Annotated in this window: 13 protein-coding genes and 2 pseudogenes; 10 read left to right on the top strand and 5 right to left on the bottom strand. The window is 58.7% G+C overall.

What is annotated here, in order from left to right; genetic code table 11:
- Positions 1-51: 51 nt before the first annotated feature.
- From ASE98_RS27210 to ASE98_RS13140, 5 genes and pseudogenes are all read left to right on the top strand, one after another.
- A pseudogene (locus ASE98_RS27210) lies at positions 52-405 on the top strand (type VI secretion system Vgr family protein); the annotation flags it as partial.
- Position 406: 1 nt separating this feature from the next.
- Positions 407-1,261, top strand: an 855-nt coding sequence (locus tag ASE98_RS13155) for a DUF2345 domain-containing protein (protein ID WP_236707794.1), incomplete at its 5' end; no start/stop codon positions are given.
- Entirely contained in the window at positions 1,258-3,075 is a 1,818-nt protein-coding gene (locus ASE98_RS13150) for a phospholipase D-like domain-containing protein (RefSeq protein ID WP_060541791.1), read from the top strand. The genes ASE98_RS13155 and ASE98_RS13150, both read left to right, overlap by 4 nt.
- Positions 3,075-4,337: an SEL1-like repeat protein gene (locus ASE98_RS13145; protein WP_060541790.1), complete on the top strand. Its 1,263-nt coding sequence runs from the start codon at positions 3,075-3,077 to the stop codon at positions 4,335-4,337. The genes ASE98_RS13150 and ASE98_RS13145 overlap by 1 nt, the downstream gene beginning before the upstream one ends.
- 100 nt (positions 4,338-4,437) lie before the next feature.
- On the top strand, positions 4,438-4,905 hold the full coding sequence (locus tag ASE98_RS13140; protein WP_060541789.1) for a hypothetical protein: 468 nt from the start codon (positions 4,438-4,440) through the stop codon (positions 4,903-4,905).
- 217 nt (positions 4,906-5,122) lie between these two features.
- On the opposite strand, the pseudogene ASE98_RS13135 reads toward ASE98_RS13140, so the two are convergent.
- Positions 5,123-5,541: pseudogene (locus ASE98_RS13135) on the bottom strand (NUDIX hydrolase).
- Positions 5,542-5,617: 76 nt separating this feature from the next.
- Positions 5,618-6,991, bottom strand: coding sequence for a nucleotide 5'-monophosphate nucleosidase PpnN (ppnN, locus tag ASE98_RS13130; protein ID WP_060541788.1), 1,374 nt, complete (start codon positions 6,989-6,991; stop codon positions 5,618-5,620).
- Between the two features lie 217 nt (positions 6,992-7,208).
- Between ppnN and ASE98_RS13125 the strand changes: the two genes are divergently transcribed.
- Positions 7,209-7,736, top strand: a complete 528-nt coding sequence (locus ASE98_RS13125) for a DUF3087 family protein (RefSeq protein WP_060541787.1) — start codon at positions 7,209-7,211, stop codon at positions 7,734-7,736.
- A 20-nt stretch (positions 7,737-7,756) separates the two neighbouring features.
- On the top strand, positions 7,757-9,301 hold the full coding sequence (locus tag ASE98_RS13120) for a sensor domain-containing diguanylate cyclase (protein ID WP_060541786.1): 1,545 nt from the start codon (positions 7,757-7,759) through the stop codon (positions 9,299-9,301).
- Positions 9,302-9,455: 154 nt separating this feature from the next.
- Here the strand turns inward: ASE98_RS13120 and ASE98_RS13115 are convergent, their stop codons facing one another.
- Together ASE98_RS13115 and ASE98_RS13110 are read right to left on the bottom strand one after the other, a co-directional pair.
- Positions 9,456-9,830, bottom strand: a complete 375-nt coding sequence (locus tag ASE98_RS13115) for a DUF2784 domain-containing protein (protein ID WP_060541785.1) — start codon at positions 9,828-9,830, stop codon at positions 9,456-9,458.
- Between the two features lie 48 nt (positions 9,831-9,878).
- On the bottom strand, positions 9,879-10,814 hold the full coding sequence (locus ASE98_RS13110; protein ID WP_060541784.1) for a sensor domain-containing diguanylate cyclase: 936 nt from the start codon (positions 10,812-10,814) through the stop codon (positions 9,879-9,881).
- A gap of 187 nt (positions 10,815-11,001) precedes the next feature.
- Between ASE98_RS13110 and ASE98_RS13105 the strand changes: the two genes are divergently transcribed.
- The 3 genes from ASE98_RS13105 (at position 11,002) to ASE98_RS26935 (ending at position 12,224) form a co-directional block, all read left to right on the top strand.
- Positions 11,002-11,700, top strand: coding sequence for an AzlC family ABC transporter permease (locus ASE98_RS13105; protein WP_060541783.1), 699 nt, complete (start codon positions 11,002-11,004; stop codon positions 11,698-11,700).
- On the top strand, positions 11,700-12,011 hold the full coding sequence (locus ASE98_RS13100) for an AzlD domain-containing protein (protein ID WP_162237396.1): 312 nt from the start codon (positions 11,700-11,702) through the stop codon (positions 12,009-12,011). The genes ASE98_RS13105 and ASE98_RS13100 overlap by 1 nt, the downstream gene beginning before the upstream one ends.
- A gap of 66 nt (positions 12,012-12,077) precedes the next feature.
- Entirely contained in the window at positions 12,078-12,224 is a 147-nt protein-coding gene (locus tag ASE98_RS26935) for a hypothetical protein (protein ID WP_177336970.1), read from the top strand.
- Positions 12,225-12,338: 114 nt separating this feature from the next.
- Here the strand turns inward: ASE98_RS26935 and ASE98_RS13095 are convergent, their stop codons facing one another.
- Positions 12,339-12,614, bottom strand: coding sequence for a hypothetical protein (locus ASE98_RS13095; protein ID WP_060541798.1), 276 nt, complete (start codon positions 12,612-12,614; stop codon positions 12,339-12,341).
- Positions 12,615-12,764: the final 150 nt, after the last annotated feature.

The following is a 12,764-nucleotide window of genomic DNA, read 5'->3' as shown; positions in this document are numbered from 1 at the left end:
ATCAAGCTCAGTACCGAGTATGGGGGCAAGAGCCAGCTCAATCTCGGGCATTTGGTCGATGCCGAGCGGAAGAAGCGTGGGGAAGGGTTTGAGCTGCGTACGGATGACTGGGGCGCCATCAGAGGTGGAAAAGGTGTGTTTATCAGCGCCGATGCGCAAGCGAAGGCGCAGGGTCAGGTGCTGGACATGGACGCCGCTGAGACCCGCCTGCAACAGGCCGGCGAACAGCTGCAACAGCTCTCCACAGATGCGCAGACCGCCAAAGCGGATCCGGCCGACGTCGCCGCGCAACTAAACCTGCTGCGCCAGGATCTGGAACAACTCAAGTCCCAGGTCCTGCTCCTCAGCGCCCCGCAAGGCATCGCCCTCACCAGCGGAAAACACCTGCAACTGGCGGCCAAGGACNCAGGATCTGGAACAACTCAAGTCCCAGGTCCTGCTCCTCAGCGCCCCGCAAGGCATCGCCCTCACCAGCGGAAAACACCTGCAACTGGCGGCCAAGGACAACCTGATGTTTAACGCCGGCGGCGAGGCCGACCTCAGCGTGATCAAGTGCCTGTTCATCGGCGTGGGGCAGGGGATGAGCCTGTTCGTGCGCAAGCTTGGCCTCAAGCTCATCGCCAACCAGGGCCCGGTGAGCGTGCAGGCACAGAACGACAAACTCGAACTGATTGCCCGCCATGGCCTGACCATCACCAGCACCGAGGACGAAATCCACATCACCGCAAAAAAGAAAATCGTCCTCAACGGCGGCGGTAGTTACTTCAGCCTGGACGAATGCTGCATCGAGTCGGGCACGGCCGGGGACCACAAGGTCAAGGCGGCGCACTTCGCCTACAGCGGCCCGGCGAGCATGAAGGCCACGCATCCGGATTACCCCAAAATCCTGTCAAAAGAAATGATCAGCCTGAGCCTGGCGCCCACCCCAAACGCCTCCAGCCACGGTTGGGCCGGCATGCCCTACACGCTGTTGGCCGACGGCGCGGTACTCAAAAAAGGCGTGCTGGACAAGACCGGCCTCATATCAATTGACCATCAGGTGGTGACCCGAGGCTACCGCGTGGTCCTGGCCAACGGCACGGTTTACCAGATCCCGGTACCGACCGACTACCGCAATGCCGAGCAGGCGGTACTCGCCAATCAGGGTCTGCGTAACCACCCCTCGCAAACCGATACCGGCGTCAATCAGCCCGCTTCGCACACCGATCATCGCGGACAGTACGCCGCGCACATCGCCCCTCAAGGAGAGAAAACCCGATGACTCAATTTGAATGCGTGGTGCCCATCGCACTGCAGCACACCAACACGGCCACCTGCACCGCGCCCTGGTACGTGTGCAACACCGAATACCATCCGGTTGGCGCCACCTATCAGCCGTTGATCAACGGCGAAGAGGCGTTCAAGGCCGTGCACGAGGCCATCGCCGGGGCGAAAAAATCCGTCGACATCATCTGCTGGGGGTTTCAGCCGTCGATGTTTTTCATCCGCGACGGCAAGGCGCCGAGCATCGGCGAATTGCTCCTGGCCAAGGCCAGGAGCAAGCCAGGCGTCAAGGTACGGATACTGGGTTGGGAAATGCCCTTCAATCTGGCGGGGGTGGGCGGCGAAGCCAACCTGCCCGGCAAAGGCTCGATTCGTATCGCCGATCGAGCGCTGCAGCGCTCCACCGAAGCGCAATACACCGAAGACCGAGAGTGGTTTGCCCGCTGTGCGGTCACAGGCAGCAAAGCGCCGCAACAGGTCGCGAACGGCCTGCCAGCATTCGTCAGTCGTGGTTTCAGTTGGGAGGAAAGAGCTGAAATTTCCCATTGGGTGAAGTATGAAAGCCTCGACCCGGACATCAGCACGAAGATGCGCCAAACCCTTAAACTCACCGCCACCCACCACCAAAAGACCGTGCTGGTCGACTACGAACTCCCGGATAGCGCCGTCGGTTTCGTCATGGGCCACAACATGCTCGAAGAATACTGGGACACCAGTGCTCACACGGCGCTTAACCGTGCCAAGGACAGCAAACCGGCCCCCAACCTCGGTCCCCGTGGCGACACCCCGCGCCAGGACATCTCCAGCCAGGTCAGCGGCCCGATCCTCGAACACCTGCACCACAATTTCGCCACGGCCTGGCTCAAAGAAACCGGCGAGGACCTGCTGGCATCGCGACAGGCCAAGCAAGTCGGGCTGCAGCTGCAATGCGCCCCCGGTGCCACGCGGCAGATTGCGCAGATCCTGCGCACCCAGGCCCAGGAAGGCAAACGCGACATCGAGACGCTCTACCTGCAGGCGGTGAACAACGCGACCCAGTTCATCTACATCGAAAACCAGTACTTTCGCTGGCCGCCGTTGGCCGATCTGATCAAGCAGGCAGCCGCCGCCCAGCTCGGGGGCGGGCGCGATCCCGGCCTCCATGGGGCACTGCACCTGTTCGTCATCACCAACGCCGGCGACGACAGCGTAGGCGCCGGCACCCGCAATACCCAGCGCATGCTCGAAAGCCTGGGGCGCGCCGAGACCATTCCTGAAGTGACCAAGCTGCGGCGCATCGAACAGGTCAAAGCGCAAGCATCACCCCGGCCAATGCCCGAGCCCCGCGACCGTGCCGGGCACCGGGAACTGGCCGAGTGGCAGGCCGAACTCGATTGGCACATCAAGCAGATCAAGGACAGCACCGTCGAGCCGGAGGACATCCCCGGCCTGAAAGTGCACCTGTGTTCGCTGGTTGCCCCGGACTCACCGGCGGGCAGGGAATGGATGCCGGTGTACGTCCACTCCAAGCTGATGATCGTCGATGACGTGTTCACCACCCATGGCTCGGCCAACATCAATACCCGGAGCATGCAGGTGGACAGTGAGCTGAATATTGCTCATGAGTGGATGAGTGTGACCCAGGCGTTGAGGCGGCGGTTGTGGGATCTGCATACGGATGGGAAGGGGGTGCAGGAGGAGGTGGGTGATGCATTCGAAGCTTGGCAGAAAATCATCGATTACAACAAAGAGAGCCAAGAAGACGAGACAACTCCTTACGCCCCCCTCGTCGAATTTTTCTACGGAAAAGCCAAACTGAGCGACCTCGACTGATGCGCCGTTTTCTCTTGCTCACCTGCCTGCTGTTGGCGGCTTGCGATAGCCGCAGCACCTTTAACTATCTGAAGAAGGATCCTCATGTGAAACCTCTGACGGAAATCAAAGCCAATCTGGCCTTCACCTGTGCCCACGAAAATATCCCGGAAGCCAGTGCTGAAACCGACGTGCTGTTCCACTACGCCCGCTGGTTGCAGAAAAACAATCAGCTCATACCGGACAAAACTGTCGATGTCGAAATCGAGCGGTTGTACCGCATCGCCGCCGAGAATGGACATTACAAAGCCAACATCAACCTGCAAAACGGGTCGATGCGCCAACGATTCCAGTTGCGTGGCGCCGAACACCTGCGTTTGAGTCAACAACTGATGGATGCTGGTGTGGCGACAGGTTACTACTTTGTAGGGATTTTTCTTCAGCAGGGTTCGGCCGGGCTTAAGCAGGATCCGGAGATGGCGTTACGATATTTTCGCAAGGCCGCAGATAAAGGCAGCGCCCAAGCGCAGTACGATGTGGGTGACAAGCTGGCGCCAAAGAGCATCGCTCCAGAAGTTGCCCGGCAGATGCGCCGTTGTGCTGCTGAACAGGGGCATGGCAGAGCTGCTGTCATGTTGTCGCTTTATTTAAAAAGAAATCAAAAATACAGCGAAGCAATCGAAATCTTGCAGATGGGGGTTGCCGGAGGGTACGAACATGCTGCTGGCCGCTTGGGCGATGCATTTCGCGGCCCTTCCAGTAGTAACAAGTTGGACTACTTAGGCCAATCGGAAGACCTTGAGCGTGCCGACCGCTACAAAAAAATCTGGAAGATACTTGCGGGATATTCCTACGCCAACCCCAAAGTCCCCGAAATCAACGAAATCCTCCCGCTGCCACCGGCCAAACTCCCAGCCTGGGACGGCAAGCTGCAATGGCTCGAAGAACGCCTGGCAAACGTCCCGCCAGAAAAGCCCAGCGAAGCGCTGATCCAGCAACTGGCCAAGGCCAAACTCCTCGACCCCACTTCCGGTCGACCGCTACCAGCATCTCCCGATTTCATCCGGGAGCCTTACCGCAAGCTGACCTGCAACAGCGGTCAAGCCTGCCCGCAATCCGGCTATTGGAAAGCGGAAGGCATCGTCGACGAGATCCGACGTTTCGAGAAAGGCGAAATCATGCCGACATTGAACGTCCGGCGTAGCCATAGCCGTTTCCTGCTCGCCGATCGTATTACCGTCGCAGAGGAAAACATCGAATGGATATTGTTCGGTGAAGCCTGAGCATTTCTGATCCGATGATCAGTCGAGGCGCTCGGCGGTTGGTCGGTAGCAAGAGCCTGACAAATCAATGCCAATTCCGGCATCTGCAAGGAGCAGCACAATGACCAAACTTAAAACAGGCAAAATAAACGAAGAGTTTGAGGCCGACCCACAAGGAGCGGAAACGACAACAGACGATTGCTATGTTCAAGTGGACCAGGAAGGTAACGTCCTCAGTGCCCAAGTCTGTGGCAGCGTGGTGGAGAAGGTAGAGGGTGGCATAAAAGTCACTCGCCCCGATGGGTCAATAGTGTACCGGCAAGACGGGGGAAATATCAGGATCGAGAATTTGATCCCCAAATCAGTAGGGATCGAGGATTTATCCGAAATTGAGTCGTTTGCGATGCGCACTGTGAATGGCATGCGTATTTATCGCGTGAATTATGTTGGCGGGGGTTATGTCGAGGTGACGTATTCAAAAGAGGGTCAAGTGATTGGCCTTATCGGTTACAACATCGAGCAAACCATCAGCAAGGACAATGAAATTCTGGTTCGCCAAGGAAAATCGGCCAGCGGTCAGGTGCATTGATTCGCTGTAGGAGCGAGCTAGTCAGCGAGGCGTTCAAGGACGCCGCGCGTAGTCAGAATGTCCGCGCCATCGTTAACCATCATCGCGAGCCTGCTCGCTCCTACAGTTGATCTGTGCCATCCACAAAATCTGCGAACAGCCCCGTCCCCCTGTAGGAGCGAGCACGCTCGCGAAAAACCCGAGAGCGCTGCGGGCATCCAGAATGCCCACGTCATCGTTAACCACCATCGCGAGCCTGCTCGCTCCTACAGGCAGAGCTTTCCAGCATCTCGATCAACCTCTCCGGCCAAACCGTTTCGCCCGTTTCCCGCAACTCATTCACCGACCACCATTTATGATCCGCCATCACCCGCGCTTCATCGGTCGTCCATCCCGCTCGGGACAGTTTCTCGCCGTTGGTATGAACCACGAAATAGCGCTCAACGGAGAGTACGGTTTCGCCACTGGGCAGCATCATCTCGAAGCTGCGCTGGGCAACGCTGCCGCCTCATAGGTTTCGTCTTGTTCAAGACCGCCACCGGGTGTGGCCCAATAGTCACGGCCGTCGAGGGCATCGCCTTTATGCTGGAAGTGAAACAGCAAAACCTGTTTCGCAGGGTTGATCACCAGTAGCCTGGCGGAATTGCGTTGGCGCATTTTTTCTCTCCATAGAGTGCCGCGAACCGCAGTTTTCACTGCGGCTCGCGACGGTAAAGCTCATCCCTTTGTGGGTTTACGCAACCACCCGATAACACGGCACATACGCCGCGCCACCCGGCAATTTCATCCGATGCTGGGCCACAAATGCCTTAAGCAGCTGATCCAGCGGCTGCATGATCGCGGCATCCCCACGGATCTGATACGGCCCGTGTTCCTCGATCAGGCGGATGCCCTTGTCCTTGACATTGCCGGCGACGATGCCGGAGAACGCGCGGCGCAGGTTGGCGGCCAGTTCGTGGGCGGGCAGGTCACGGCTCAGTTTCAGGTTGGCCATGTTCTCGTGGGTCGGATCGAACGGGCGCTGGAAGCCTTCGTCGATTTTCAACAGCCAGTTGAAGTGGAAGGCGTCGGCGCGCTCGCGGCGGAATTGCTTGACCTCCTTGAGGCCCTGGGTCATCTGGCGGGCGACTTCGGTCGGGTTGTCGATGATGATCTGGTAGTGCTGCTTGGCGCCATCGCCCAGGGTGGCGCCGACGAACGCGTCAAGCTGTTCCAGGTACGGCGCGGCATGTTTAGGCCCGGTGAGAATGACCGGGAAGGGCAGGCCCTGATTGTCCGGGTGCATCAGGATGCCGAGCAGGTACAGGAACTCTTCGGCCGTGCCGGCGCCGCCCGGGAAAATGATGATGCCGTGGCCGACGCGCACGAAGGCTTCCAGGCGCTTTTCGATGTCCGGCAGGATCACCAGTTCGTTGACGATCGGGTTTGGCGCTTCGGCGGCGATGATCCCAGGTTCCGTCAGGCCCAGGTAGCGACCACCGTGGATGCGCTGCTTGGCATGGGCGATGGTGGCGCCTTTCATCGGGCCTTTCATCACGCCGGGGCCGCAACCGGTGCAGATGTCCAGGCTGCGCAGGCCCAGTTCGTGGCCGACTTTCTTGGTGTATTTGTATTCTTCGGTGTTGATCGAGTGGCCGCCCCAGCACACCACGATCTTCGGCTCGACACCGGGGCGCAGGGTGCGGGCGTTGCGCAGCAGGTGGAAAACGTAGTCACTGATGCCCTGGGAGGTGCTCAGGTCGATGCGCTGGCTGTCGAGTTCGTTTTCGGTGTAGACGATGTCACGCAAGGCGCTGAACAGCATTTCCCGGGTGCTGGCGATCATTTCGCCGTCGACGAAGGCGTCGGCCGGGGCGTTCAGCAGTTCCAGGCGTACGCCGCGGTCTTGCTGGTGGATGCGGATTTCAAAGTCTTTGTAGGCTTCAAGGATGGTTTTGGCGTTGTCGACGTGGGCGCCGGTGTTGAGGATGGCCAGGGCGCATTGGCGGAAGATGTCGTAGGTGCTGCCGGAACCGGCTTCGCTCAGTTGCTGGACTTCGCGTTGGGACAGTGTTTCCAGGCTGCCTTTAGGGCTGACCGAGGCGTTGATTACTTGTCGTTGGGTCATTCAATGATCCTTAAAACGATGGCATTCGCGCAAAACCAGCGAATGACACCCGAATAGTATGTATCCATGAAAGAAGATGGCACGAACTGCGGGGTCTCGCCACGTCCTCCCTTTGACGATGAAAAGATGAAAAGGAGCCCCAGCATAGCTAAATCCCCCGCAGAGGCGATAATGCCCCCGCAGTCTTTTTGTCTACGACCCAAGGAATCCCGACGTAATGTTCGAAATCCAGCCGATGAACGCCGACACCTATCGGCAACAGACACGGCGCAGCACAGTGATTATTGCCCTGATCTTTCTGGCCCTGGCCATGTTCCTGTCGACCGCCGCTGTGGCCTTGTTCGGCGAACCCGGGGGTGACAACCTGCGATTCAACGTCGGTGGCGTGTTTGTGGCGGTGCTGGTGATGGCGGCATTGATGCGCAAAGTGTTCTGGACGCAGGCATGGATGGCGCCGGCGGTGTACAACTGGCAGCTCAAGCGCAGCCTGATGAGTGTTACCAATGTGATGCATCATGTGACCAGCGCTGTGGAGGCCGGCGATCCGATCGCCGTTAAGGTGCTACGGTTCTATCATCTGGGCTTGAATCAGATGCATGAACTGGACGGCAACTCCAGCGACCACAGCCAGTTGATCCGTGAAATGGACCAGCACAAGGCGCGGATGCAAGCGCTGGGCATCGACACGCAGCAGACGCGCCTGGATCCGGCCTGGCTGGAAGCGCTCAAGCGAACATCGCGGTAACAGAACTTCAGGGACCAACCATGGGGCAGCCGGCGATCATCGATCAAATTGACACACTCCGCTCTGGCGTGAACCGGCTCAAGATCCGTTCTGCGGTGAGCCTGTTGGTCGCGGTTTGCCTTTCGATGACGGCTATCCTGATCTGGGAAGCCTGGACCGCGCGCCAGTACCATCTGCATGACAAGGAAGTGGCGATGTCCAACCTTGCGCAGACCCTGGCCTCACAGGCTCAGGCGACGATCAAGCAGGCGGATACGTTGCTGTTTGCCCTGGTCGACCGCCTGGAGCATGACGGTGTCGATCCGGTCCGCCTGCCACGTTTGCTCGCCGCCGAGCGCGGTGAACTCAGCCAGCTCCATGGCCTGTTCGTGCTGGACGAAAAAGGGCAATGGGTCGCCAACTCCAACGGCGCCGAACAGACCGGTCTGAACAACTCCGACCGCGAGTACTTTATCTACCACCGCGATAATCCCGGGCGTGGGCCGCACATCGGGCCAACGATCAAGAGTCGTTCCAGCGGCGAGTGGGTCATGACGGTGTCGCGCCGGGTCAATCATCCCGATGGCAGTTTTGCCGGGGTGGCGCTGGCCACCATTTACCTCAGCCATTTCCTGCAGCTCTACGACAGCATCGATATCGGCCGTAACGGCGTGATCAACCTGATCGCCGACGACGCCACCATCGTCATACGCCGTCCGTTCAATGAGGCGGAGATCGGCACCAGCCTTGCCAAGAGCCCTTTGTTTCTCCAATTGCTGCCCAAGGCTGACGCCGGGACGGCGACGATAAAGTCGATCCTCGACGGGGTCGAACGGGTGGTGGGGTATCGCCGGGTCGAGAACTATCCGCTGATCGTATTCGTCGCGATCAACAAGGAGGAATCTCTGGATGGCTGGCGCAAGCAGGCCCTGCTCAGCGCAGGCATCGTCGCGTTGTTGCTGACCTTTGTGGGCATGCTGGGTTATCGACTGATCAACCTGATGAGGCAGCAGAATCTGGTTCAAGTCGAGTTGCTCGACACCCAGGAGCAACTACTGGAAGTCAATCGCAATCTCGAGCGGTTGGCGCTCAACGATGCCCTCACGGGCTTGGCCAACCGGCGCCAGTTCGATGTGTTTATCGAGGCGGAACTGGGTCGCGCCCATCGCAACCAGGCAGGCCTCGCGCTGCTGATGATCGATGTCGATCATTTCAAGGCTTTTAACGACCACCAGGGTCACCTGGCGGGTGACGAGTGTCTGCGCAACATCAGTGCGATCATCACCGACAACATCAAGCGCCCCACAGATCTGGCGGCGCGCTACGGTGGCGAAGAATTTGCCGTGGTGCTGCCCGGCACCGATTACGTCGGGGCGTTTCTGGTGGCGGAAAAAATCCGTCGCGCGGTGATGCAGGCGGCCATTGCCCACGGCGAAAGCCCCGAAGGCATTGTCACCGTCAGCCTGGGTGTGTGCGCCTGTGAACCGAACTCGGAGCTGCGGCCCGAGGACCTGATCGGTGCGGCGGACAAGGCGCTGTATGTGGCCAAGGCCAGCGGGCGCAATATGAGTGTGATTGCCAACTGACGACAGGGCCTGCAGACCCCGCCCTGCACCAACCGGGCCGGCTCACGCCAACCTTTGTGGGAGCTGGCCTGCCGGCGATGGCGCCCGAGTGTTCGATGCAAGGTACAGGCTAATCCCTGACGAGCCAGCGCCTACAACGGATGGGCCTGCCGAGTCAGCGCATTCGGCGCAGCTTCATCCGCTGGAACAACCAAAGATAAACCACCCCGTTTATCATCAGCACCACAGCCCCCAGGCCAAGCTGCATGCTCGGCGTCAGCCCCGTCGGGTAGATCACCGGCCAGATGTAATGCTCGATGAACCCACTTGCGTAACCGGTCTGTTCGGCCCCATGGCGCATGTTGTTTTCCCAGTCCGTCAGCGGGCAGGGCAGGTGAAAGAACTCCACCGCCATGCCCCAGGCTGCCGCAGGCACATGCCAGTACGGCACTGACCGCCATTTCAGTGCCAGCAGCCCGCCAAACAGCACGAACACAATGAACAGTAGATGGAACAGCACCAGCCCATCGGCGGCGAGTCGGTAGAGCATGTCGGTACCTGAGGTAACCTGCCAGTCAGTCCATGGTACGCGGGCGGCTCATTCACGAAAATCAGTAAACTCGGCGCGCATCCGCCCATTGTGTTTGGCCTTGTAGAGCAACTGGTCGACCTGCTCGATGAACTCTAGCGGTGTGGCATGCATCGAGGCCGTGGTGGTGCCGACTCCCAGGCTGACGCTCAGCAGGTTCGACACCGCAGAAAGCTCGTGCGGGATCTGCTGCTGGCGAATCAGGTGCAGGCATTTGTGGGCCACCAGCCTGGCGGATTCGGCATCGGTTTCCGGGAGCAGCCAGACGAATTCTTCGCCGCCGATACGGGCGATGAAATCCCGTGGCCGATTGGCTGCCAGCGACAGGGTTTGCGCCACTTGGCGCAGGCATTCGTCCCCCTTGATGTGGCCGTAATGGTCGTTGTATTGCTTGAAGTAGTCGATGTCCAGCATCAACAACGAGAGGGCCGAACCGGTGCGCTGTGCGGCGTTCCACTCGCGTTCCAGCACGGTGTCGAACATGCGCCGGTTGGCGATACCGGTCAGGCCATCCTGGAAGGAATATTCTTCAAGTTGCTTTTGCAGGCGCAGCAAATGCTCTTCGGTTTTCTTGCGCTCACTGATGTCGAACATGAAGCCCACCAGTGCCTCAACCTCACCATCCTTGCGCAGCACGTGCACCACGTCGCGAATCCACACGTATTCGCCTTTGTCCGTCAGCGCCCGGTAGTCGGCTTCGTGATCGACTCCCGCCCGGGACTGGGAAACGCAGAAGTCGACGACATAATTGCGATCATCAGGGTGCATGCGTTCGACCCAGTCGTTGACCGAGGCCCAACTGTCCTGCTTCCAGCCCAGCAATTGCTCGATCTGCGGCCCGATGTAGCTGAATGTCATGGTTTTCCAGTCGATGCGCCAAGGAATCGCCTGGGTTGATTCGAGCAGGGTTTTGTAGACGTCGCTATCCGTTTCGATTGAGCTCATGAAATACCTGGCCTCGAAGAAAAGTGCAGCGCCATCATGTTGCTACCACCGCAGTGTTTCAAGCGGGCAGCCGATGAATGGCACAGTCTTGGAGGCCGGATCGTCGAGGCAAATTTCGCAAGAATGTGCATGCGTTTGGCCGCGACTGCTGGCACAGTCTGGCTTTTTTCCCTGTATGTAGAATGCTATGTCCGAATTACATCTGCCGCGCACTGCGTTTCTTCGCGGTGCCGTGGCGATCATGCCGCTGTCGCTGGCCACCGCGCCCTGGGGGCTGCTGGCCGGTTCCATGGCCATCGAGGCCAATCTCACGCCCCTGCAAGGTCAGGGCTTGTCCAGTATCGTGTTTGCCGGGGCCGCGCAACTGGTGGCCATCGGCATGCTCAAGGGCGGGGCCGGGATCTTTTCGATTCTGCTGACCACCTTGCTGCTGACCTCCCAGCACTTGCTCTACGGAATGAGCCTGCGCTCGGTCATTTCGCCACTGCCGGGCCGCTGGCGCGCAGGGCTGGGGTTCTTGCTCACCGATGAACTGTTCGCCTTGACCAGCCAACATGACAAGCAACAGTTCAACCGCTGGTACGCCCTGGGCGTCGGCCTGACGTTCTACATCGCCTGGAATCTTTTTACCCTGGCCGGCATCGTGCTCGGCAGCAGCATTCCAGGCCTTGAACACCTGGGCCTGGACTTCTCCATCGCGGCAACTTTCATCGCCCTGATTACCCCGGTGGTACGCAACGTACCGACGGTGATCTGTGTGGCGGTTTCGCTGTTCTGCTCGGTGCTGTTCAGCTATTGGCAATGGGGCTCGGCCCTGGTGCTCTCAGGGTTGGCGGGCATGACCGCGGGTTTTATCTGCAACAAATTCCAGGGTGGACGCGCATGATGGTTTGGGCAGTGATTATCGGCATGGGCGTGTTGGTGTTTCTCAACCGCTATGTGTTCCTCGAACCCAGGTTGCCACTGCGCCTGAGCAGCAATGCCCGGCAGTTTCTCGGTTTTGCCGTGCCGGGCATGCTCACCGCGATCTGCGGGCCGATCGTGTTCATGCCGGAAAAACAACTTAACATGCAATGGGACAACCCTTACCTGATCAGCTCGCTGGTGGCTGTGGGGTTGGTGCTTTATACCCGCAACACTTTGCTCAGCATGTTGTTAAGCATGGGGTTTTTCTTTTTGCTGCGCTGGTGGCTTTGAAGCGGGGGCGGGAAACTGTTCTACGCTTGAAGGCAAGACAGATCCCTTTTAGCAAGAGAGGTGAACATGGCCAACGAGCCCAAACATTCCGACCCGGAAGAGGACGCGGACGAACCTACGCAAGAAGAGATCGAACGGCAGAAGCGTTCGGTACCGGACTGGAAACATCCTGACGACGGGACTGAGTTGTCTGAACCGGACCGTAAGTTCTGAGCGCCTGAAAAATGACAAAGCCCCGCATCGAGCGTAATCGCTGTTCACTTAAGCAGGGTCACACACTTGTGGCGAGGGGGCTTGCCCCCTTGCCACAAGGCGTGTCGATATTGATCACCCTTGCTCCAGGCACTCTGGAAATTCGGGGTGGGTTGCACGATACCCCAGGGTCTTGTCGATCCAGGCATTCAACTCATTGACCATTACCGGCGGTTTACCAGGGTAGGTTTCAAGGGTTGAAGCGAGGATTTCATTGATGCCGGGAATGGATCGAAGATTGCGGGTTTTGATGTATTGCCCGATAAAGCAGTCGAGTTGGTAATGTTCTGTCTTTGTGAGATAGGCATAGGCCAGACTCGCGGCTTGATTATTTGTAAAATCGTCGCGCAATTGAGTTTTTCTCTGCAAGGCTTGTTGTTATAGGATTTCCTTGGTCGCTGACTCTTCGGTCACCTGGTTGTCGGAAATGCGGCGCGAATGCTAGCTGTAGTTTTTGTAAATGTATCTATTGCCACGACAGAGTCTGACAAGCGGTTAATG

This window comes from Pseudomonas sp. Leaf48 (assembly GCF_001421885.1).
Classification (GTDB): Bacteria; Pseudomonadota; Gammaproteobacteria; order Pseudomonadales; family Pseudomonadaceae; genus Aquipseudomonas.
Note: the sequence above shows the minus strand (reverse complement) of the source record. Positions and strands in the feature narration are given on the sequence as shown.